The sequence below is a fragment of the Streptosporangium subroseum genome, assembly GCF_900188345.1.
Lineage (GTDB): Bacteria > Actinomycetota > Actinomycetes > Streptosporangiales > Streptosporangiaceae > Streptosporangium > Streptosporangium subroseum.
On sequence record NZ_FZOD01000046.1, the window covers coordinates 14,204 to 34,993 of the forward strand.

18 protein-coding genes are annotated in these 20,790 nt (G+C 69.6%); 15 read left to right on the plus strand and 3 right to left on the minus strand.

What is annotated here, in order from left to right; all coding sequences use genetic code 11:
• The first annotated feature begins 33 nt into the window (after positions 1–33).
• Positions 34–1,305 carry a benzoate/H(+) symporter BenE family transporter gene (locus tag CHC08_RS33090; protein ID WP_245878706.1) on the plus strand — a complete coding sequence of 424 codons (1,272 nt, stop codon included), beginning with the start codon at positions 34–36 and terminating at the stop codon, positions 1,303–1,305.
• Between the two features lie 132 nt (positions 1,306–1,437).
• On the opposite strand, the gene CHC08_RS33095 is transcribed toward CHC08_RS33090, so the two are convergent.
• Entirely contained in the window at positions 1,438–1,929 is a 492-nt protein-coding gene (locus tag CHC08_RS33095; RefSeq protein WP_143653432.1) for a hypothetical protein, read from the minus strand.
• 91 nt (positions 1,930–2,020) lie between these two features.
• On the opposite strand from CHC08_RS33095, the gene CHC08_RS33100 reads away from it, so the two are divergent.
• The 5 genes from CHC08_RS33100 (at position 2,021) to CHC08_RS33120 (ending at position 9,058) form a co-directional block, all read left to right on the plus strand.
• Positions 2,021–3,256 carry an FAD-dependent oxidoreductase gene (locus CHC08_RS33100; RefSeq protein ID WP_245878707.1) on the plus strand — a complete coding sequence of 412 codons (1,236 nt, stop codon included), beginning with the start codon at positions 2,021–2,023 and terminating at the stop codon, positions 3,254–3,256.
• Positions 3,257–3,346: 90 nt separating this feature from the next.
• Positions 3,347–4,354: a magnesium transporter CorA family protein gene (locus CHC08_RS33105; RefSeq protein ID WP_089211361.1), complete on the plus strand. Its 1,008-nt coding sequence runs from the start codon at positions 3,347–3,349 to the stop codon at positions 4,352–4,354.
• A gap of 181 nt (positions 4,355–4,535) precedes the next feature.
• Positions 4,536–7,376 carry a DUF4118 domain-containing protein gene (locus CHC08_RS33110; RefSeq protein ID WP_420823595.1) on the plus strand — a complete coding sequence of 947 codons (2,841 nt, stop codon included), beginning with the start codon at positions 4,536–4,538 and terminating at the stop codon, positions 7,374–7,376.
• Positions 7,373–8,041 carry a response regulator gene (locus CHC08_RS33115; RefSeq protein WP_089211323.1) on the plus strand — a complete coding sequence of 223 codons (669 nt, stop codon included), beginning with the start codon at positions 7,373–7,375 and terminating at the stop codon, positions 8,039–8,041. The genes CHC08_RS33110 and CHC08_RS33115 overlap by 4 nt, the downstream gene beginning before the upstream one ends.
• Before the next feature lie 288 nt (positions 8,042–8,329).
• Positions 8,330–9,058, plus strand: a complete 729-nt coding sequence (locus CHC08_RS33120; protein ID WP_089211324.1) for an HNH endonuclease family protein — start codon at positions 8,330–8,332, stop codon at positions 9,056–9,058.
• Between the two features lie 106 nt (positions 9,059–9,164).
• On the opposite strand, the gene CHC08_RS33125 is transcribed toward CHC08_RS33120, so the two are convergent.
• On the minus strand, positions 9,165–10,043 hold the full coding sequence (locus CHC08_RS33125) for a DUF4429 domain-containing protein (protein WP_179282347.1): 879 nt from the start codon (positions 10,041–10,043) through the stop codon (positions 9,165–9,167).
• Positions 10,044–10,258: 215 nt separating this feature from the next.
• On the opposite strand from CHC08_RS33125, the gene CHC08_RS33130 reads away from it, so the two are divergent.
• The gene (locus tag CHC08_RS33130) at positions 10,259–11,521 is read left to right on the plus strand and encodes an aspartate aminotransferase type Ic (RefSeq protein ID WP_089211363.1); all 1,263 of its coding nucleotides are present in this window, start codon (positions 10,259–10,261) and stop codon (positions 11,519–11,521) included.
• An 88-nt stretch (positions 11,522–11,609) separates the two neighbouring features.
• Here the strand turns inward: CHC08_RS33130 and pdxR are convergent, their stop codons facing one another.
• Positions 11,610–13,088 carry a MocR-like pyridoxine biosynthesis transcription factor PdxR gene (gene pdxR, locus CHC08_RS33135; protein ID WP_089211325.1) on the minus strand — a complete coding sequence of 493 codons (1,479 nt, stop codon included), beginning with the start codon at positions 13,086–13,088 and terminating at the stop codon, positions 11,610–11,612.
• Positions 13,089–13,440: 352 nt separating this feature from the next.
• Between pdxR and CHC08_RS33140 the strand changes: the two genes are divergently transcribed.
• The 8 genes from CHC08_RS33140 to CHC08_RS33175 all read left to right on the plus strand — a co-directional run bounded on the left by CHC08_RS33140 (position 13,441) and on the right by CHC08_RS33175 (position 20,362).
• Complete coding sequence (locus tag CHC08_RS33140) at positions 13,441–14,718, plus strand: MFS transporter (protein WP_089211326.1); 1,278 nt, start codon at positions 13,441–13,443, stop codon at positions 14,716–14,718.
• A gap of 93 nt (positions 14,719–14,811) precedes the next feature.
• Entirely contained in the window at positions 14,812–15,480 is a 669-nt protein-coding gene (locus CHC08_RS33145) for a winged helix-turn-helix transcriptional regulator (RefSeq protein WP_089211327.1), read from the plus strand.
• Positions 15,481–15,596: 116 nt separating this feature from the next.
• Positions 15,597–16,523, plus strand: a complete 927-nt coding sequence (locus CHC08_RS33150) for an LLM class flavin-dependent oxidoreductase (protein WP_218825608.1) — start codon at positions 15,597–15,599, stop codon at positions 16,521–16,523.
• On the plus strand, positions 16,504–16,986 hold the full coding sequence (locus tag CHC08_RS33155; RefSeq protein ID WP_089211329.1) for a hypothetical protein: 483 nt from the start codon (positions 16,504–16,506) through the stop codon (positions 16,984–16,986). Before CHC08_RS33150 ends, CHC08_RS33155 begins: the two co-directional genes overlap by 20 nt.
• A gap of 46 nt (positions 16,987–17,032) precedes the next feature.
• Complete coding sequence (locus CHC08_RS33160; protein ID WP_218825609.1) at positions 17,033–17,971, plus strand: hypothetical protein; 939 nt, start codon at positions 17,033–17,035, stop codon at positions 17,969–17,971.
• Positions 17,968–18,858 carry an ATP-grasp domain-containing protein gene (locus CHC08_RS33165; RefSeq protein WP_089211330.1) on the plus strand — a complete coding sequence of 297 codons (891 nt, stop codon included), beginning with the start codon at positions 17,968–17,970 and terminating at the stop codon, positions 18,856–18,858. The genes CHC08_RS33160 and CHC08_RS33165 overlap by 4 nt, the downstream gene beginning before the upstream one ends.
• Positions 18,855–19,565 (plus strand): hypothetical protein, encoded by a 711-nt coding sequence (locus CHC08_RS33170; RefSeq protein WP_089211331.1) that lies wholly within the window; start codon positions 18,855–18,857, stop codon positions 19,563–19,565. Before CHC08_RS33165 ends, CHC08_RS33170 begins: the two co-directional genes overlap by 4 nt.
• A complete protein-coding gene (locus CHC08_RS33175; protein WP_089211332.1) occupies positions 19,562–20,362 on the plus strand; it encodes a phytanoyl-CoA dioxygenase family protein in 801 nt (266 codons plus the stop codon). Before CHC08_RS33170 ends, CHC08_RS33175 begins: the two co-directional genes overlap by 4 nt.
• Positions 20,363–20,790 lie beyond the last annotated feature (428 nt).

Here is a 20,790-nt window from a genome sequence, read left to right on the forward strand (position 1 = left end):
GATGACCGGTAAGCCAGGGAAGGGGCGGCGAGGATGACACGTCTGCTTCAGCCGGTTCTGGCGGGAGTGGTGACCGCGCTCGTCGGCTTCGCCAGTTCCTTCGCCGTGGTTCTGGCCGGGCTCCGCGCGGTCGGCGCCGACCAGCGGCAGGCGACTTCGGGGCTGCTCGCGCTCTGCGTGGCGATCGGCGTGGTCTCCATCTGGATGGGTCTGCGGCAGCGCGTGCCGATCACCATCGCCTGGTCCACACCGGGAGCGGCGCTGCTGGTCGCGACCGGCGCCGTCGAGGGCGGGTTTCCCGTCGCGGTCGGCGCGTTTGCGGTCTCGGGGCTGCTCATCACCGCCGCGGGGCTCTTCCCCACGCTGGGCCGCTGGATCGCGGCCATCCCCACCCCGATCGCGGGCGCCATGCTCGCCGGAGTCCTGCTCAACCTGTGTGTGGCACCGGTCAGGGCGCTCGCGGAGGTGCCGCTGATGGCGGGTCCGGTTGTGCTCACCTGGGCGCTGCTGAGCCGCTTCGCCCGCAAGTGGGCGGTCCCCGGAGCCCTGCTGGTCGCCGTCGTGGCGATCGCACTGACCGGGCCGGGGCTGGGGGCGGTGGACGTGCGCCCGGTGATCGAGCCGACCCTGCCGTCCTGGAACGCCCAGGCGATGATCAGCATCGCGCTCCCGCTGTTCCTCGTCACGATGGCCTCGCAGAACGTGCCGGGCATGGCGGTCATGGCGGGGTACGGCTACCGCCCGCCGCTGCGCGGGATCCTTCTCTCCACGGGCCTGGCCGGCACCCTCGGGGCCCTCCTGGGAGGGCACGCGGTGAACCTGGCCGCCATCACCGCGGCCCTGACCGCCGGTCCCGACGCCGACCCCGACCCCGGCCGCCGGTGGATCGCCTCGGTCACCGCCGGGGCCTCGATGATCGTCCTTGGGATCGGCTCGGGACTGGCCACCGCGCTGGTCCTGCTCTCGCCGCCGGTGCTCATCGAGGCCGTCGCCGGTCTCGCCCTGATCGGCGCACTCGCCTCGGCGATCACCGCGGCCATCTCCGAACCCGAGGGCAGGGAGGCCGCGGTGGTCACCTTCGTGGTCACCGCGTCGGGGCTGACCCTGCTCGGGGTGGGCGCCGCCTTCTGGGGACTCGTCGCGGGAGGACTCATGATGCTCCTGCACCGCCGGAGGAAGATCTCACGGGCCGTTTCCGTGGAGCAGGCCGTACCGAAGCCGGCCGTTTCCGAGGAGCGGACCGTGCCGGAGCCGGCCGTTTCCGTGGAGCAGGCCGTGCCGAAGCCGGCCGCGTCCGTGGAATGAGTGCTGGCGCGGGCGGCGTCTTCGTGCGGACATGGCTCCGCCGGTACGGCATGCATGCCGTACCGGCGGAAAGGCAGAGCGAACGATGTGCGTCTGCAGCGGTTACCCGGATGTGCCCGGGACCGTCTGCGGTTATCGGCGGTTGCTCAGAGGCCCGCGGCGACCGGCCACGAGCTCGTCGGTGGCGGGCTGGCTGGGCGCCTCGACGTGGGGGTGGGGCGCCGTCGCCTCGACGCGATCGTCGACGCCGTCGTGATCGCGGTCGACCACGGGGGCCGCGGCGGTCGCGGGGACGACCTCCGGGGTCTCGTCGAGCTTGCGCTCCAGCTCCCGCTTCTCCTCCTCCAGTCGGGCGACGCGGTCACGCGCCTCCGAACGGGAGGAACGGAGCTGGCGGCGCTTCGCGGAGGAACGGCGCATCCCGGCGAACATGATCATCAGGCCGAGCAGGAAAACGGCTCCCACGGCGACACCGGCGAAGAAGAGCTCCAGCTGAGAGAGCTGGACCGTACGATCGAAGATCGTGAACGATGCGGTGGCGGTTGACGCCGCCGTCTCGTCCCAGGAGACCGCGATCACGGTTGCTCCCGCGAGGACGATCAAGAGAAGTCCCAGTACTATCATGTGACCTCGCTCAGGCTGCTTATGTTGTGATAGTCGCTGCTGCCCTGTAGACGCGGGATTATTCATCGGGCGCCGATAGTTGCCAGGAAACGTGGCGAACATCGACGTCGTGGTCATCGGGGCGGGGCAGGCCGGCCTCTCCAGCGCCTACTTTCTCAGCAGGTCCGGGCTGGACTTCGTGGTGCTCGACCGCTCTCCACGTCCCGGCGGTGCCTGGCAGTTCCGCTGGCCGTCCCTCACCCTCGGCGCCACGCATCGCGTACACGACCTGCCGGGGCTGCCGCTGGGCGTCGCCGACACGACCCGGCCGTCCTCGGAGGTCGTCTCCGAATACTTCGCCGCCTACGAGCGGGCCTTCGACCTGCCCGTGCGCCGCCCGGTCGGGGTGCGGTCCGTGAGGGAGGGGCAGGACGGGCGGCTGCTGGTGGAGACCTCGGCCGGAGAGTGGTCGGCCCGTGCGCTGATCAACGCCACCGGCACCTGGGACCGCCCGTTCTGGCCGCGATACCCGGGCCAGGAGTCTTTTCTCGGACGGCAGCTCCACACCGCCGACTACACCAGCCGGGAGGAGTTCGCGGGCAAGCACGTGGTGGTGGTCGGCGCCGGAGCCTCGGGCATCCAGCTTCTGATGGAGATCGCGGAGATCACCACGACCACCTGGGTCACCCGGCGCCCTCCCGTCTTCAAGGAGGGGGTCTTCAACGAGGAAGCCGGCCGCGAGACCGTCGCCAGGGTGGACGCCCGCGTTCGCGCGGGGCTGCCACCGGGAAGCGTCATCGGGGCCTCCACCGGCTATCCGGTGAACCCGGCGGTGAAGGCGGCCATGGCGGCCGGGATCCTGGACCGGCTGCCGATGTTCGACCGGATCGTCCCCGAGGGCGTCGCCTGGGACGACGGCCGTCTGGTCAAGGCCGATGTGATCCTGTGGGCCACCGGTTTCCGCCCGGTCATCAACCACCTTGCCCCGCTGCACCTGCGCGAGCCCGGCGGCGGCATCCGGGTCGAGGACACCCGGGCCGTTCTGGACCCCCGCGTCCATCTGGTCGGGTACGGCCCGTCCGCCAGCACGATCGGGGCCAACCGTGCGGGCCGTACCGCCGTCCAGCACATCCGGCGCCTCCTCGCGGCTCCGGAGGCGGGTGCCTCTCGGGACGTGGTCTCGGGTGGCTCCGGGGCGTTCTCCGCTTCCACAGCGTCGCATGCCTCTCGTGATGTGATCCTGAGTGTCTCCGACGCCTTCCCCGGCTCTGCGGCTTCGAGGGTCTCTTCTGCCGTCGCTCCGGATGTCCCTCTTGTTCCTGTCGACTCGGCTGCCTCCGCGGCATAGAAGCCGCCTCGGCCCGGCTCTCGGGAGAGTGGCAATCCTGAACCTGGGGGAAATTTCAGGCTTCGCATCGCACGGCTACTGTTGGCGGTCATGGAGCGCACCCGCCTTTACCGCAAGGGTGTCCTCGAGTCCGAGGGCTTCCCCATCGCCGACGTGTCCGACTACGTCGGCGATCCAGCCGCCGTTGTGTGGTTCGACCTCTGCTCGCCCACGCGTGAGGACCTGGGGAAGATCAGCGAGGAGCTCGGCCTGCACGCGCTGGCCGTCGAGGACGCGCTTCACAGCCACCAGCGTCCCAAGCTGGACACCTACGAGAGCCACCTGTTCCTCAGCGTCTACGGCGCGAAGCTGATGGAGGCCAGGTCCGACGGCGTCCACGCCGCGGAGCCGACGGACGCCGAGCTCGAACTCATCGAAATATCGATCTTCGTGACCAAGAACGCCCTGGTCACCGTCAGGGAGAGCCCCACCTTCGACATCGACGAGGTGATCAGACGCTGGGACGCCAACCCCGAGATGGCCAAGTACGGAGTGCCGTACCTGCTGCACGGCCTGCTCGACTACGTGGTGGACGGCTACTTCGAGGTGCTGCAGACGCTGGACGACCGGATCGAGGCACTGGAGGACGATCTCTTCGACGGGAATCCGGGCGACCAGGAGCACATCCAGCGGCAGACGTTCCGGATGCGCAAGAAACTGGTGCGGTTCCGGCGGCTGGCGGTGCCGATGCGCGAGATCGTGGGCAGCCTGCTCCGCAGGAGCGAGGAAGTGCTGGAGCCCCAGCTGGTCCCTTACTACCAGGATGTGTACGACCACGCGCTGCGCACCGCCGAGTGGTCCGACTCCCTGCGGGAACTGGTGGGAAACGTCCGCGAGGCTCACATGAACCAGCAGGGCTTCAAGCTCAACGACATCATGAAGAAGATCACGAGCTGGGCGGCCATCATCGCGGTACCCACCCTGATCACCGGTTTCTACGGGCAGAACGTGCCCTACCCGGGCGCGGAGCACCCCATCGGCTTCTGGACGTCCACAATCTTGATAGTCCTGGGGACCGTTCTGCTCTACCGGGCGTTCAAGAAGCGGAACTGGCTCTGACCGAGAAGAACAGAGGTCATACCCTGGGCTTATGGGCATACCAGCCGCCAACGCGCTGGAGCTCGAACCGGCCCTCGACGGGGGGTGACCGCGGTGTGGAACGTGAGGTACGAGCGGTTCGCGCCGCGACCCCGGAGCGGAGCGACCAGGGGGACGCTGCGGAACGCGAAAGATGAACGCCATGGTTTCGGAGCGGGGTGACCAGGTGAGCACCGCGCGTGGGCGGCTGCGGATCTATCTGGGGGCGGCCCCCGGTGTCGGCAAGACCTTCGCGATGCTCAACGAGGGCCGCCGGCGTCGGGACCGTGGCACCGACGTGGTCGTGGGCCTGGTGGAGACCCACGGCCGGCCCCGCACGGCCGAGCTGCTCAAGGACCTGGAGACGGTTCCCCGGCAGTCCATGATCTATCGAGACGCCGTTTTCACGGAGCTGGACGTGGACGCGGTCATCGCACGCAGGCCGAGGGTGGCGTTGATCGATGAGCTGGCGCACACCAACGTGCCGGGGGCGAGGAACAAGAAGCGCTGGCAGGACGTCGAGGAGATCCTCGACGCCGGGATCGACGTCGTCTCCACGGTCAACATCCAGCATCTGGAGTCGCTCAACGACGTCGTCGAGGCGATCACCGGGGTGCCGCAGCGCGAGACCGTGCCCGATGAGGTCGTCCGGCGGGCCGACCAGGTCGAGTTGGTCGACATGTCGCCCGAGGCGCTGCGTCGCAGGATGGCCCACGGCAACGTGTACGCGCCGGAGAAGGTGGACGCCGCCCTCTCCAACTACTTCCGGATCGGGAACCTGACCGCATTGCGGGAACTCGCGCTCCTGTGGCTGGCGGGGAAGGTCGACGATCAGCTCGACCGCTACCGCGCCGACCACGGCATCGCCGGGACGTGGGAGGCCCGCGAGCGGGTCGTCGTCGCGCTGACCGGCGGTCCCGAGGGAGACACGCTCATCCGGCGGGCCGCCAGGGTCGCGGACAGGACCAAGGGCGCCGATCTGCTCGCCGTCCACGTCACCAGATCCGACGGCCTGACCAGCGCCGATCCGGCGAACATGGCCAGACAGCGGACCCTGGTGGAAGAACTGGGCGGCACCTATCACCAGGTCGTCGGCGACGACGTCCCTCGGGCGCTGCTCGACTTCGCCCGGGGGGTCAACGCCACCCAGCTCGTGCTGGGCGCGTCCCGGCGCGGCCGGTTCGCCCAGCTCTTCTCCCGGGGCGTCGGGGTCACGGCGACCACGATGTCCGGGTCCATCGACGTCCACATGATCAATCATGAGGAGGTCAGCAAGGGGATCACCCGGAACCGGTCACGGGCGGCGCTCACGGTCACCCGCCGGGTGGCGGGCTGGCTGATGGCGCTGCTCGGCATCCCGCTGCTCACCGCCGCGCTCGTCCAGATCCGGCACGTCATGACGCTGCCCAGCGAGATCCTGCTGTTCCTGCTGATGGTCGTCTGCGTGGCACTGGTGGGTGGCATGTGGGCGGCGATCACGGCGGCAGTCGTCAGTTTTGTCCTGCTCAACTGGTTCTTCACCCCGCCCCTGCACTCCCTGACCGTGACCGAACCGGAGAACGTCTTCGCGTTGAGCGTCTACGTGCTGGTCGCCGTGATGGTCAGCGCCGTGGTCGACCTGGCCGCTCGCCGTACGAGGGAGGCGGCCCGGGCGAGTGCGGACGCCGAGGTGCTGTCCACCCTGGCGGGCCATGTTCTGCGCGGGGAGGCGGCGCTGCCGTCCCTGCTGGCCCGGCTCAGGGAGACCTTCGGGCTCGACTCGGTGACGCTGCTGGAGCGGGCGGGCGAGCACGGCCCCGACGACCGGTCGGAGCCGCAGGCCTGGCGGATCGTCGCCACCGCGGGCGGCTCCCCGTGCACCTGTCCCGGTAAGGCCGACACGGACGTGATCATCGACGAGAGTCTGGTGCTCGCCGCCTGCGGACGCCTGCTCGACGCGTCCGATCGGCGGGTGCTGGAGGCTTTCGCCGCCGAGGCGGCCGTGGCGCTGCGCCAGGAGAGGCTGAAGCAGGAGGCCGATCAGGTCGGGCCGCTGGCCGAGACCGACAGGATGCGCACCGCGCTGCTCGCCGCCGTCAGCCACGACCTGCGCACCCCGCTCGCCTCGGCCATGGCGGCCGTGGAGAGCCTGCGCACCACCGATGTCGACTGGTCGCCCCGGGATCGGGAGGAACTGCTCGCCACCGCCGACGAATCCCTGGTCAAGCTCGATCGGCTGGTCGCCAACCTTCTCGACATGAGCCGCCTGCAGGCCGGGGTGCTCGGGCTGATGCTCCAGCCGACGGCGCTTGAGGAGGTCGTCCCGCGTGCGATGGACGACCTCGGCCCGATGGGGGACCGGGTCGAGGGTGACGTCTCGGTCGAACTGCCCGAGGTCCTCGCCGATCCGGCGTTGCTGGAGCGGATCCTGGCTAACCTCATGTCCAACGCCGTGCGGTACAACCCGGCCGACGGCAAGGTGCTGGTCACCGCGAGCTCGCACGGCGACCACGTGGAGATCCGGGTCGTCGATCGTGGCCCGGGCATCCCGGCGGAGGCGCACGACAAGGTGTTCCTGCCGTTCCAGCGGCTCGGTGATCGTGACAACCACACCGGTGTCGGCCTCGGCCTCGCCCTCTCCCGGGGACTCGCGGAGGCGATGGGCGGTACCCTCACACCCGAAGAGACACCAGGGGGAGGTCTCACCATGACCCTGACACTGCCCATCTCCTCACCTGCCGCTCACGCACTCTTGGGTGGGACCGGCGTAGGCGATGGCTCCCCCGTGTCCTCGGGTGAGACCGACGTGGGCGACGGCTCCGCCGCGCCGTCGGATGAGACCGGCGTGGGTGGTGGCTCCCCCACACCATCGGGTGAGACCGGCGTGGGTGGTGGCTCCGCCGCGCCCTCGGGTGAGACCGGCATAGGCGGTCCTCACGTGTCGTCGGGTGAGGCCGGCGCGGGTGGCGGTCCTCCTCCCGTATCGGCGGATGAGGCGCCTAAGACCTCTGAGACCTCACAATGACGCGAATTCTCGTCGTCGACGACGAGCCGCAGATCCTCCGGGCGCTGAGGATCAACCTGGCCGCGCGCCACTACGAGGTGGCGGTCGCCCCGGACGGGGGATCGGCGCTCCGCCAGGCCGCCGACTGGCATCCCGACCTGGTCGTCCTCGACCTCGGACTGCCGGACATGCAGGGCGTGGACGTCATCCACGGCCTGCGCGGCTGGACGGCCATACCGATCATCGTCCTGTCCGGCCGGGTGGGCAGCCAGGACAAGGTGGAAGCCCTGGACGCCGGGGCCGACGACTACGTGACCAAGCCGTTCGGCATCGACGAGCTGCTCGCCCGCATCCGCGCGGTGTCCCGCCGGACCGCCGTGCACGAGTCCGAGCTCGCCCAGATCTCCATCGGAGACCACGTGATCGACCTGGTCGGCAAGACGGTTTCCGGCGGGGTACGGCTCACGCCGACCGAGTGGCGTCTCCTGGAGATCCTGGTCCGCAACCCCGGAAAGCTGATCACCCAGCGTCAGTTGCTAAACGATGTCTGGGGAACCGGCTATCTCAAGGAGACCAACTACCTTCGCCAGTATCTGGCCCAGCTCCGCCGCAAGCTCGAACCCGACCCCGGCCATCCGGTCCACCTCCTGACCGAGCCGGGAATGGGATACCGCTTCCAGCCCTGATCGCCGAACCGCTCGGGTCGTTGGGACGGTGGAGATTGCGGCGCCACCGCCGGTTCCAGCCCTGATCACCGCAGAGCCGTTCGGGCCGTTGAGACGGCTGGGACGGTGGAGGTCTCGCGGCGTCATCGCCGGGTCCGGCCCGGATCACCGCAGAGCCGGTCGGGCCGTTGAGACAGCTGGGACGGTGGAGGTCTCGCGGCGTGATCGTCGGTCGGTGCGCCCGTGTCAACCAATGATTTTCCGGGAATTAGTCATATCCGAGCCTGTCGACCCCCCTATGGAGGCTGGGTGAGCACGCGAGACGTGTTCATTGTGGTGCTGGGCGCGGCGGTGCTCTTCTCGTTGGCGTCCCAGGGAGACACCGGCTCACCGAAGGCTCAGGGCGCCGCCCGCGCCGCGCCGCTCGACAACCCGGACGGTGTGCGGCCCGGACTGGCTCCGCTCGGATCGGCGGGTGACAGAGGCGCGGCGGTCAGACTGATCAAGAAGCTGCGGGTCGGGAGCATGGGAACCAAGGCGGGTTACAGCCGGGCCCGGTTCGGCGAGAACTGGGCGGACACGGCGAAGGGCGTGCCGTACGCGCGCAACGGCTGCGGCACCCGGAACGACCTGCTCGCCCGCGACGGCGAGAACGTGCGATACCGCCGGGGATCGAACTGCGTGGTCGTCTCGATGAAGCTGCGCGACCCCTACACGGGCAGGGTCGTCCAGTGGAGCAAGAAGAACTCCGACGAGATCCAGGTCGACCACGTGGTCCCACTGTCATACGAATGGCGGATGGGCGCCTCCCGCTGGCCGATGTCCAAGCGGATGCGCATCGCCAACGACCCGCTCAACCTGCTGCCGGTGTACGGCGACGCCAACGAGGCCAAAGGCGGCTCCGGCCCCGCCTCGTGGCTCCCGCCGGTGCGCCGGGTCCGCTGCGCCTACGTCGTTCGCTTCGCTCAGGTTGCCCTGAAATACAACCTGCCGGTCACCCGGGCCGACAAGGCCGTCATGCTCACCCAGTGCCGTTGACCGGATCTCCGGGTGCACGGTGACCGGATCTCCGGCGTGAATCCCGGAGGTGACCCCCTCCGTCAGGCGCGGGGATTCGCGCTCCGGAGAGCACCCGCGCGGGCCGCTAGAAGCGCCGGAGCAGTGCCTGCTTGGTGACGGTGAACTCCTCATCGGTCAGGACGCCGTTCCTGTGCAGGTCGCCGAGCTCGCGCAGGCGGCGCAGGAGCGCGTCCGGGTCGTCGTCTCCGGCGGGGGCCGGCGGCGGGGCCGCTTCCAGGGAGAGGCGGGAGTCCGAAGGCGCGGAGGGATGGGGCAGCCGGACGAAGATGGCGGTGACGAGCAGCGCGGTCGTGCGGGTCTCCTTGTCCATCCCCCACAGGACCAGGCAGTGCGGGTTGTGCTTGGGAGCCATCTTGTGTTCGGAGCCTCTGAGGTGGAACCGGAGGTGGCCGTTCTCCAGGCCGGCGTTCGGGATCCATTCCAGGCCGATCAGGTCCTTCAGCGCGAATCGCTGGGGACCGGTCGACTTCTTGACCTCCTCCGCCATCCAGTTCCACTCGATGCGGATCCACTCGCCGTCGAACGTCGCGGTGCCGTCGCCCCCGGGCACCGTCAGCGGGAGCGCCGGGCCCGGCAGCAGATAGCGGTCACAGGGGCCTTCCGGCACCCGCTCGATCACCAGGGCGTTGCGCACCTCGTCGACGAGGTATTCGGCGGCGCCCGTACGGCCGGCGTCGATGGTGAGCTGGTAGGGGTCGGCGGTTTCGGCGATCCGCCCGCGCGTGGCCTGGGTGAACGGGTCGGCGCCCTCCCGCAGGCGCAGGCGCAGCCGTCCGCCCTTCTTGCCCGGTTCGTAGGCGATGCCGGCCACCGCCTCCAGCGGCACCGCCACCTCGCCCAGCAACTGCCGCAGCTTCTTCACGCTCCGGTTACGGCCGGGCACGATCCGCAGAATCTCGCCGTCGAACGTCCAGGTCCCGTCGCGAACCATGACCTCAGCCATATGGGGAATCCTATGGGGCGTTTTCCACCCATGGTCGATTCCCGGGCAACGGCCTGAGTAAGGTCCCGGGTGCGGGCCGGACGCGATCCGGGTACGGTCCGGTTTCCGGCTGGGCGGCGAGGTCTTCTATCCTTTGAATACCGTTCGAAGCAGACTTCCGACCAGCAGGCGAAGGAACTTCCGTGTCATCTTCGGCCTTTCAGGCCCCTCCGGTCCTGACCCTCGACGAACTGATCGCCCAGCGGGACGACGCCCTGCGCGACTACGAGGCACTCGTCCGGCGCGGTCTCTCCCTTGACCTCACGCGGGGCAAGCCGTCGGCGCGCCAGCTCGATCTCGCCTCCCGCATGCTGACCCTTCCCAGCGGTCACAAGGCCGCGGACGGCACCGACTGCCGCAACTACGGAGGTCTCCAGGGGCTTTCCGAGCTTCGGGCGATCTTCAGCGGCTCGCTCCAGGTTCCCGTCGCCCAGCTGGTCGCCGCCGGTAACTCCAGCCTCTCGCTCATGCACGACTCCATCGTCCACGCGATGCTCGGCAGGCTTCCGGGGGCCGAGCGCCGCTGGGCGGACGAGCCGCGGATCGCTTTTCTCTGCCCGGTCCCCGGATACGACCGTCACTTCGCCCTGTGCGAGCGGTTCGGCATCGAGCTGATCCCGGTGCCGATGACCGACGAGGGTCCCGACATGGACGTCGTGGAGCGCCTCGCGCTTGAGGACCCCCAGATCAAGGGGATCTGGTGCGTGCCCAAGTACAGCAACCCCAGCGGTGTCTCCTACGGCGACGAGACCGTGCGGCGTCTGGCGGCCATGCCTGTCGCCGCCCCGGATTTCCGGATCTTCTGGGACAACGCCTACGCCGTACACCACCTCACGGACACGCCGGCGGAGATCGCCGACCTCCTGGCGCTGTGCGAGGAGAACGGCAATCCCGACCGCGCCTTTGTCTTCGGCTCCACCTCGAAGATCACTTTTGCCGGTGGGGGCGTCGCCTTCTTCGGCTCGTCCGCGGCCAACGTGGCCTGGCTGCTCGGATACACCGCCAAGCGCACCATCGGCCCGGACAAGATCAACCATCTCCGTCACGTGGAGTTCCTCCGCGACGAGGACGGCCTCGCCGAGCACATGCGCCACCACCGTGAGCTGATCCGGCCGAAGTTCGACGCGGTGGAGACGATCCTCACCAAGGAGCTGGGCGGCACCGGACTGGCGTCCTGGTCCAACCCCGCGGGCGGCTACTTCATCAGCCTCGACGTGCTGGAGGGATGCGCCCGCGAGGTGGTGAGCCGGGCGGCCGGAGCGGGCATCGCCCTGACCCCCGCGGGCGCCACCCACCCGTACGGGAACGACCCCCGCGACAGCACCATCCGCATCGCTCCCACCTACCCCGAGCTGGACGAGGTCGAGCTCGCCATCACGGGTCTGGCCACCTGCGTGCGCCTCGTCGGGACCGAGAAGCTGCTGGAGCAGGCCCGCTAGCCGGGCGGGGGCCAAGGGCCCGGCGCGAGTGTCGCCCCCGCCAGGCCCACCCGCCAGGCCCGGAGCCGTTCCGCCTCGCCGAAGTGCCCTACGCGTCCTGCGGGCTCCTGGCGGCGCGGAAGATCTCCGCGAGCCGCCGCAGACCCGGCTCGATCCTCTCCGGCGGGATCGCGCCGTAGCCGATCACGACTCCCTGCTGCGCCGGGGCCTCGCCGCAGAAGGTGGCGAGGCTCTCGACGGCGATCCCCGCCTCCCGCGCGAGGGCCGTCACGCGGTCCATGTCGACTCCCGCGCCCGGGATCAGGCGGGCGCAGAGATGCAGGCCCGCGGCGGAGGGCACCGGCTCCAGCCAGTCGGTGAAGTCCCGCCGGAGGGTCGTGAGGATCTGTCCGTGGCGGATCGCGTACTCGCGTGTCGCCTTGCGGATGTGCCGTGCGAGCAGCCCCTCGTCGATGAACCGGGCCAGCGCCGCCTGGGTGGGGATCTCGCTGTACCAGTCGGTGAGCCGCTTGGCGCTGCGCAGGGCGGGTTGCAGCGAGGCCGGGGCCACCAGGAAGCCCAGCCGCAGCATCGGCAGCATCGTCTTGGAGAAGGACCCGACGTAGATGACGTGTCCGCTGCGGTCCAGGCTCTGGAGGGGTTCGAGCGGGCGGTCCTCGAAGCGGAACTCGCTGTCGTAGTCGTCCTCGATCACCACGGCGCCGCGCCGTTCCGCCCATTCGAGCAGCGCGGTACGGCGGCCGAGGGACATCGGCGTGCCCAGCGGAAACTGGTGGGAGGGGGTGACGTAGACGAGGCGGGCGTGCTGGGGGATCGCGGAGACGACCAGTCCCTCGGCGTCGACGGGGACACCGGTGACCCGCGCGCCCAGCGACTCGAACAGGAGCCGTGCCGGGTGGTAGCCGGGTTCCTCGACCGCCACGCAGCCGCCCGGCTCGATCAGGACGCGGCCGATGATGTCGAGTGCCTGCTGCGCCCCCTGGGTGACGAGCACGTCGTCGGCGTTCGCGCGCACCGAACGGGAGATCCCGATGTAGCGGGCGATGGCCTCCCTCAGACCCGCGTGACCCGGGGGAGCTTCGTAGATGGCGGAGTACACCAGCGCCGGGCGGAGCTCGCGGGCGACGATCCTGCGCCACGTCTCGAGCGGGAACAGCCGCGCGTCGGGGACGCCCACCCTGAAGTCGTAGATCGGCGGCGGGACCGGTCCGGAGCCCGGTGCGTCCGATCCGGAGCCCGGAGCGGACGCGGCGGCGATGGACTGCCAGAGGCGGCGGGGGCGCACGCCGCTGCCCGGGGGCGCGTTCCGGGGACGCGTGCGGTTGAGGGGTTCGGCGCAGACGAAGGTGCCGGCACCCACCTGGCCGACGAGGAAACCCTCGGCGGTGAGCCGTTCGTAGGCGACGGTCACCGTGGTGCGTGACACGTCGAGTCGTTGTGCCAGCTCACGCGTGGGAGGCAGGCGCTCTCCCGATCGCAGGCGGCCGTCGAGTATGGCGTCCAGGAGCTGCCGGTAGATCCTGGCCGTCAGGTCGCCGCGCTCCGTGAGACTCACATGAAAGTCCACCCGGCCATCTTATTGGTCTGGGTGCTTTGCCAACTATTGGACCTTCTGCGAGACCAATCAGCCTTCTAAAGTGATCTCCAGACCGCTCGGATCGGGCAACGGAGCAGGCAGGAGAGGGCAACGAGGTCGCGTCCGCCGCCGACCTCCGTACGGAATGCGCGGACGCCCCGCACCGCGTTCGCCGCCGACCTCGGCCGGTCTCCGTACGGCATGCACGAACGCCCAGAGGCCCCGCACCGTGTTCGCCACGACCTCGGCCGGTCTCCGTACGGCATGCGCGAACTCCCCGGAGACCCGCACCGCCTCCGCCGTTCGTCCCCCCGCCTCATCGCGGAGATGACCAAGGAGCTCCATGTTCAGCCGGATCATTCCGTTCTCCGGGCCGCCCCGGACCCTCGCCCTGGCGCAGTTGACCAACTCCATCGGCGACGGCGCGTACTACGTGTGTTCGGCGCTGTACTTCATCCGGATCGTGGGGCTCTCCCCGACCCAGATCGGCTTCGGCCTGACCCTCGGCTGGGCCGTCGGATCCGTGGCGGGGGTCCCGCTCGGGCATCTCGCCGACCGGCGGGGACCCCGGGGTACGGCGGTGCTGCTGGCCGTCGCCACCGGATCGGCGGTCGGCTCGTTCCTGTTCGTCAGGTCCTTCGCCCTGTTCGTCGTGGTCGCCTGTCTCTACGCGAGCTGCCAGTGCGGACTCTCCGCCGCCCGGCAGGCGTTGCTCGCGGGGCTCGTGGACCGGGCGCGGCGGACCGAGATCCGGTCCTACCTGCAGGCGACGGTGAACGCCGGGCTGGCGATCGGCGCGGCACTCGGCGGGGCGGCGCTGAGCTTCGACACCGAGGAGGCGTATCTGGCGGTCCTCGCGATGGACGCGGTGAGCTTCCTGCTGTCGGCCCTCGTCCTGCTCCGCCTTCCGGCGATGCCACCCTCTCCGGCTGCCGCTCCCGGCCGGCCGGCGCTGGAGGTCCTCCGGGACAGGCCGTACGCGCTGGTCTCCTTCCTCAACATGATCACGCTGCTGAACATGCCTCTCCTCAGCCTGGTGATCCCCCTGTGGATCGTGCAGCGGACCGAGGCTCCGACCTGGACGGTCTCGGCGCTGCTGGTGCTCAACACCCTGAGCGTCGTGTTCTTCCAGGTGCGCGTGGCCCGGAGGGTGCGGGACCTGACCACCGCCTCCCGGTCCGTACGGCAGGCGGGCGTGGTGATGCTCGCCTCGTGCGCGGCGTTCGCGCTGTCGGCGGCCGGATCCTCGGCATGGGTCGCCGGAGTCGTCCTGCTCGTGGCCGCCTGCCTGCAGGTGTTCGGTGAGATGCTGCAGGCCTCCGGTGCCTGGGAGATCGGGTTCGACCTGGCTCCACCCGACCGGCAGGGCCAGTACCAGGGTTTCTTCGGCACGGGCGCGTCGGTCGCGAGGATGCTCGGCCCCCTGCTGCTCACCACGTTGATCGTCACCTGGGGGACACCGGGCTGGCTCCTGCTGGGCGGGCTGTTCCTGGGGGCCGGTTTCGCGATGGGACCGGCCGTCCGCTGGGCGGAACGGACCCGGGCCGCACGCTCCGCTCCGCTCTCTGATGGAGGGCTCTCGACGGTGCCGTCGATCACGAACGCCCCGAAGGTCAAGTAGGTGGCCCAGGTGCTTGCAGTTGTTTTATGCAATCAACTAGTTGTTAGAATGAACTTAGTTCTAACAAAAGAATGAAAAGCTAATATAAAGAGCATGGCCGGTCGTAGTTATGGACAGTTCTGCGGGCTCTCCCATGCTCTCGAACTCATCGGCGAGCGCTGGGCGCTCCTCATCGTCCGGGGTCTCCTCGTGGGGCCCAGGCGCTTCACCGACCTGCGCCGGGGTCTGCCGAGGATCCCGACGAACATCCTCTCCAGCCGTCTCAGGGAGCTCGAATACGCCGGCGTCGTCCGCCGCCGCGTCCTGCCGCGCCCAGCGGCCTCGGTCGTCTACGAGCTCACCGAGTACGGCCGCGAGCTCGACGACATCGTCCTCCGGCTCGGCCGCTGGGGCGCGAGGACCCTGGGCGAGCCCGGCCCCGAGGACATCGTCACGTCCGACTCACTGATCATGGCCCTTCGCTCCGGCTTCGGGGCCGAGGCGGCCCGCGGCACGCGGACGAGTTACGAGCTGCGCCTGGGCGAGGTCGTCATCCACGCCCGCGTCGACGACGGCGTCCTCCAGGCCGGTGAGGGGCCCCTGGCCGGGGCCGATCTCGTCCTGGAGACGGGGGCCGAGCTCAGGCGTCTGATGACCGGGGAGATCGGCCCCGGCGAGGCGATCGCGAGCGGAGCCGTCCGTGTCACCGGCGACCCCGCCCTCCTGGACCGGTTCGCCGAGATCTTCCACCTCGCCCCCGCCCCGGTCGCGCCTCCCTCCTGACGTGGCGGCGGCGTCTGTATCCGGTCACCCCGATTCCCCGGTCGCGTAAATCGGCGTACGTTGTGCCTACCTTGGTCTGAGGCGGTCCGGTTTGCGAGGCGCTATTGGAAATCGGCGTGGTCCTACCGCTCGCGGAGTACCCCTGGAAACAACCTTCGTATTCCGAGATTCGCGCCCTGGCGCTCTCGGCTGAGGATTCGGGTTTCGACTCGGTCTGGGTCTTCGACCACCTGCTGTTCCGTGGTGCCCCCGGCGAACCGACCGAGGGCATCTGGGAATCCTGGACGATTCTGTCCGCACTCGCGGAAGCCACCGGACGGGTCAGGCTGGGCACCCTGGTGCTCTGTACGGCGTTCCGCAATCCCGCGGTGCTGGCCAAGATGGCCGTGACGCTCGACGAGGTCAGCGAGGGCCGGTTGATCCTCGGCCTGGGCAGCGGATGGCACGAGCCGGAGTTCGAGGCGTTCGGCGTCCCCTTCGAGAATCGGGTCTCACGCTTCGAGGAGTCGCTCCATGTGATCACCTCCCTGCTGCGTACGGGCACGCTCGACTTCGAGGGGCGGCACATTCGCATCCGGGGCGGTGAGCTGCGCCCGCGTGGCGTCCGCGCCTCTGGCCCGCCGATCCTGGTGGCCGCCTTCCAGCCGAGGATGCTGCGCCTGGCCGCCCGCCACGCCGACATGTGGAACACCTGCTGGCTGGGCGGGCCGTCGACCCTGGGCGACTGGCCGGAGCGCGTGAACGCGGCATGCGCCGAGGTGGGACGGGACCCGGCCTCGCTGGACATCACCGTGGGCGTGAACGTCGTCCCCGGCGATTCACCCGCCGACCTGCCCGATGACCGGCCGGTGCTGTCGGGGACGTCCGCACAGATCGCGGCCGGGTTCCTCGGGTACGCCGCGCACGGAGTCAGTCATCTGATCTGCAATCTCAATCCGCACGACGCCACCGCCCAGAAGGCGTTGTCCGCGGCGCTTCACCTGTATCGCGAACAGTGCGATCTCCTCCAGAAAGGGAAGGCCGATGGCATGGGTGGTCGATGAATCGCGCGTGATGCCGTTTCTTACGACGTCCGATCGGAGAGACGTCGTCACGAGGCTGCTGATGCAGCCCATGGTGAGTCGTGTCTTCGATGAGGAATCTCCCGGGCGGTCGCCCACGTCCAGCCCGTACAAAGGGAAGGATTTCAAGGACGGTAAGGACAGCAAGGAGAACAAGGACTACAAGGACGGCAAGGACGGGAAAGACAGCAAGGACTTCAAGGATTTCAAGGACAGCAAAGACGGCAAGGACTTCAAGGACGGTAAGGACAGCAAGGACCGCTCTGACTGGTCGGGAGTCTCCGCGGAGCGCAAGGTGTTCGCGGCTGCGGATGCGACCCGGTCCGGGGCGACCGTCGGCGAAGCTCTGGTGTCGGTTCCCGAGGACGACGCCTCCGAGATTCTGGAGACGCTCCGCGCGTCACGGGCAACCCGGTTGCTGAGGAGACGCGGCCTTGTCATCTGAGTCGTTACCCGATTCGGGGCCGCCGGTTGTGCCCGACCGAGGACAGGTGACCGTGCCCGTCTCGGAGTCGGTGGCCGTGCCCATTTCGGGGTCGCTGGTCGTTCCCGATTCGGGGCCGGTCACCGTGCCCGATTTGGATCTGGCGGCCGTACCCGTCGCCGAAGCCGGCTCGGCGCCCGTGGCCGTGGCTCCGGTCGGCATCGAGTTCGTGATAGTCGCCGATCCCGCCGACAAGGTCGCGGCCGAGTTGGCCGCATACGTTCGGGAGCACGGCCGGACGGCCGCCGTGCTCGACGTGTTCGAGGCCGCGCAGCTCTTCACGCTCTCCGTCATCGGCGGGCGGGCCACGGTCGAGCCCGTGCTGCCGATGATCCTGCGGCTGCCCGCACCACCCGTCCTCCGTACGGACGTCGACGCCGAGTTCCAGTTCAACGAGTGCCTCGCGCAGCTGTGGGCGGTGGCCGCGCTGTCGCCCGCTCCGGTGGTCAACCGGCCCTCCGCCCACTCGCTGGGCGGCCAGGTGTCCTACTCGGCGGCGCTCACCGCGATGAGGGCGGGCGTGCACGACGGGTCGGCCGAGGTCTTCGCCTCCACCTACCCCGAGCCGGGCGTGCCGGAAGGCGACAGGTGGTGGGTGCAGGACACCGGGACGCTGACGACCTCTCCATGGCCCGAACGACCCGTGGGAGAGGGACCTTACCGGGGGCGCTGGTCCGACTCCGACCCCGCCTTCGAGATCGTCGTCGTCCTCGAGGGGCGTGCCTGGCGGTGCACGACCGCGGACCTGGAGCATCTGGACCTCGAAGGTCGCAGCCTCGCCGTCTCGGCGCGGCTCGGGCTGACCCTCACCGCCGTGACCTGGCGCGTGACGGCGGACGCCGAGGACGCGCTCCTGGTCAACGTGGAGCCCTACCCGGGTCTGGAGGAGCTGCGCATGGTCTGGCTGGGGTTCGGTCCGCATCTCATGAAGCTGCTCTTCCCATGATCTACGCCCTGGGTCTGGCGTCGGACGGCACGTTCGAGCACTTCGTCGCGGAGGCGCGCCGGTTCGGGGCGCGGGTGGTCCCCATCGACCTGCGCGACGTCGCCACGCGGGGTGATTGGCGGCTCGCCGTTCCCGACGACGGCGCCGGCTGGGTGTCGGACGGCGACGAGCGCCACGATCTCGACCCCGCCGCGTCCTACTACTGCAGGCTCATCGACCTGTCCGCCCTCCAGGACGACACGCGTGCCGCAACCCGGTGGCACGGTCTGGTCAGGGGGCTGTTCGCCTGGCTCGAAGCGGTGCCGGGCACCGTGGTCAACCGGCCGGGCGCGTGGTCGGACAACGCGTCGAAACCGCTCCACGAGTTCACCCTCCAGAGCCATGGCCTCTCCGTCCCGGAGAGCCTGACGAGTTCCGGCCGAGAGCGGCTGCGCGCCTTCTCGGCTGCCGGGCCCACCATCGTGAAGACGCTCTCCGGCGTCCGCGCCACGGGCAGGCTTGTCGTCCCCGCCGACTTCGACACCTTCGTCGGCGGACAGGGCCCCGTCCACCTGCAGCGATACGTCGCCGGCAGTGACGTGCGCGTGCACGTGTGCGGATCCCACGTGCACGCGGAGCAGATCCGGTCCGGTGCGGTCGACTACCGGGTCGACGACGACGCCGTCTTCACGCCCTACACGCTCCCGGCGGACCTGGCCGAGGCCTTGGTCGAGCACACACGGACCTTCGGCATGGAGTTCGCCGGGTGGGATTTCAAGCGGGACGCCGATGGCGTCCACTGGTGCCTGGAGGTCAATCCCATGCCGGGTTACGACTGGTACGACCGCCGGGCCGGCGGCGCCATCAGCGAATCGTTGGTCGGCCTCCTGGAGGGAGAGAAGACATGATCACCTCTCTGGACGTGCTGGACGAGGAGCAGAGCGCGCGGACCAGGCAGGACGTGTACGCGCTGCGCTCGCACTGGACGCCCCGGGGGGCCGAACCGGCCTCGTTCTTCACCCTGGGATCGCCCAGCTACCTGGACCTCGCGGAGAACCCCGACGGCGGAGGCTACTACGCCCACGCGCGGGCCGACCGGCCCGTCCTGTGGGAGCGTTTCGGCTGGCTGTACGGACGGCTGGCCCAGATGCTCGAAGAGCACCTCAAGGAGCCCGTGCACTATCCCGAGAACCTGGCCCTTCCCGGTTTCCACGTGTGGCTGGCGCCCGCGGTGTTCACCAAGCCCAAGGCGCCGATCCATTTCGACATGCAGTACCGCGCGATGGAGTGGCCGCCGGGTGCGGACCTGTCGAGGCTGATCTCGTTCACACTTCCCCTGCGGCTGCCCGGCGCCGGTGGAGGACTGAACGTCTGGGAGGCCACCTACGAGGAGTTCCGGGAGGCGCTGGACAAGGGATGGATAGACGGGGCGTCCGACCTGCAGCGCTTCCATCCCCGTCAGCACGTGGCGTACACGGTGGGCCGCCTCGTCATGCACTCCGGGCACATCCTCCACCAGGTGGCGCCGTGTGCCCGGGTGGAGCCCGACGACGAGCGCCTGACCCTGCAGGGCCACGGGGTGTGGTGCTCGGGACGCTGGAGCCTCTACTGGTGAACGTCCTCCGCGAGGCAGACCTGGACGCCTTCGTCGAGCGCGGCTTCTGCGTCCTGCGCGGAGCCTTCGACGCCCGGCGGGCCCCGGCCGCACGAGCCCGCGTGTGGCGGCGGATGGAGGAGAAGGCCGGCATCCGCGAGGACGACCCCGCCACCTGGCCGGGGGCCTACGACATCGAGGAGCGACTGGCCGTCCCCGAGGTGCTCGACTGCTTCACCGACAGGCTCGCGGCCGCGATCGAGGAGCTCGTCGGCCCCGGGCGCTGGCGGGGCCTGCGCGAATGGGGCTTCTGGCCGGTCAACTTCTCCTACGGGGCCCGGCTTCCGTACGCCATTCCCACCGAGGGGTGGCACATCGACGGCAACTGGTTCCGGCACACGATCGACGCCCCGAACCAGGGTCTGCTGCTGATCGGGCTCTTCTCCGACGTCGCTCCCCGTGAAGGCGGCACCCTCGTGGCACAGGGATCCCACCGGCGTACGGCACGCGTGCTCGGTGAGCATCCCGGCGGGCTCACCCACCTGGAGCTGTTCGAAGCGGTCCTGGCCGAGCCCATCGGCAACTTCCACGAGCTGACCGGGGAGGCGGGCGACGTGGTCCTCGCGCACCCCTTCCTGTTCCACAGCCGTGGATACAAGCACGGCGGGCCGCCGCGCTTCATCAGCAACACGGAGGCCAACCTGGTGGCACCCCTGCGCCTGCGCGGCCTGGATCTCTCCGTCCTGGAGCGGTCGGTGCGGTCGGCGCTCACCGGCCCGCCGCCCCGCTTCGACGCCCCCCAGCGCTGCCGCTTCTGATCCCTAGCCCCCCGCCGACCCCCCTCTGATCCGTTCCAGATGCGATCGCACCATCTCGGTGAAGGGATTCCCCGGGTCGGGAAGCCGGGCGAAAGTGTCCAGAGCTCGTACGCGAGGGCGGAGCGGGAGTTCAGAGTGGTTGTGTGGCCTGGGCCCAGTGTTCTCTCGCAGTCGGCGACCAGGGCCTGTCCCCAGTCAACGGCACGGGCGACGTCGGAAATGGCGTTCAGGTGACGCAGCACCCACAGCCGGAGATGGAGCACCGGCTCGGCGACACGGGGGCCGGGCCGGTGATACCTTTCCGCCATGATGATGCGTTCGAACCAGTGGTGGCCCGCCTTGTAGGCGGTCCACGGGTTCCAGCGCACCACCGGCCGCCTCGACGAGGCGGCCGTCGTCGTTTCCACAGGCAGCCGCCGCGTCGAGTC

Excerpts from the sequence above, each read along its gene's own strand:
- CHC08_RS33090 (WP_245878706.1), top strand. The coding sequence starts at position 34 with ATGACACGTCTGCTTCAGCCGGTTCTGGCGGGAGTGGTGACCGCGCTC.
- CHC08_RS33095 (WP_143653432.1), bottom strand. The coding sequence starts at position 1,929 with ATGATAGTACTGGGACTTCTCTTGATCGTCCTCGCGGGAGCAACCGTG.
- CHC08_RS33105 (WP_089211361.1), top strand. The coding sequence starts at position 3,347 with ATGGAGCGCACCCGCCTTTACCGCAAGGGTGTCCTCGAGTCCGAGGGC.
- CHC08_RS33110 (WP_420823595.1), top strand. The coding sequence starts at position 4,536 with ATGGTTTCGGAGCGGGGTGACCAGGTGAGCACCGCGCGTGGGCGGCTG.
- CHC08_RS33115 (WP_089211323.1), top strand. The coding sequence starts at position 7,373 with ATGACGCGAATTCTCGTCGTCGACGACGAGCCGCAGATCCTCCGGGCG.
- CHC08_RS33125 (WP_179282347.1), bottom strand. The coding sequence starts at position 10,043 with ATGGCTGAGGTCATGGTTCGCGACGGGACCTGGACGTTCGACGGCGAG.
- CHC08_RS33140 (WP_089211326.1), top strand. The coding sequence starts at position 13,441 with ATGTTCAGCCGGATCATTCCGTTCTCCGGGCCGCCCCGGACCCTCGCC.
- CHC08_RS33145 (WP_089211327.1), top strand. The coding sequence starts at position 14,812 with ATGGCCGGTCGTAGTTATGGACAGTTCTGCGGGCTCTCCCATGCTCTC.
- CHC08_RS33155 (WP_089211329.1), top strand. The coding sequence starts at position 16,504 with ATGGCATGGGTGGTCGATGAATCGCGCGTGATGCCGTTTCTTACGACG.
- CHC08_RS33165 (WP_089211330.1), top strand. The coding sequence starts at position 17,968 with ATGATCTACGCCCTGGGTCTGGCGTCGGACGGCACGTTCGAGCACTTC.
- CHC08_RS33170 (WP_089211331.1), top strand. The coding sequence starts at position 18,855 with ATGATCACCTCTCTGGACGTGCTGGACGAGGAGCAGAGCGCGCGGACC.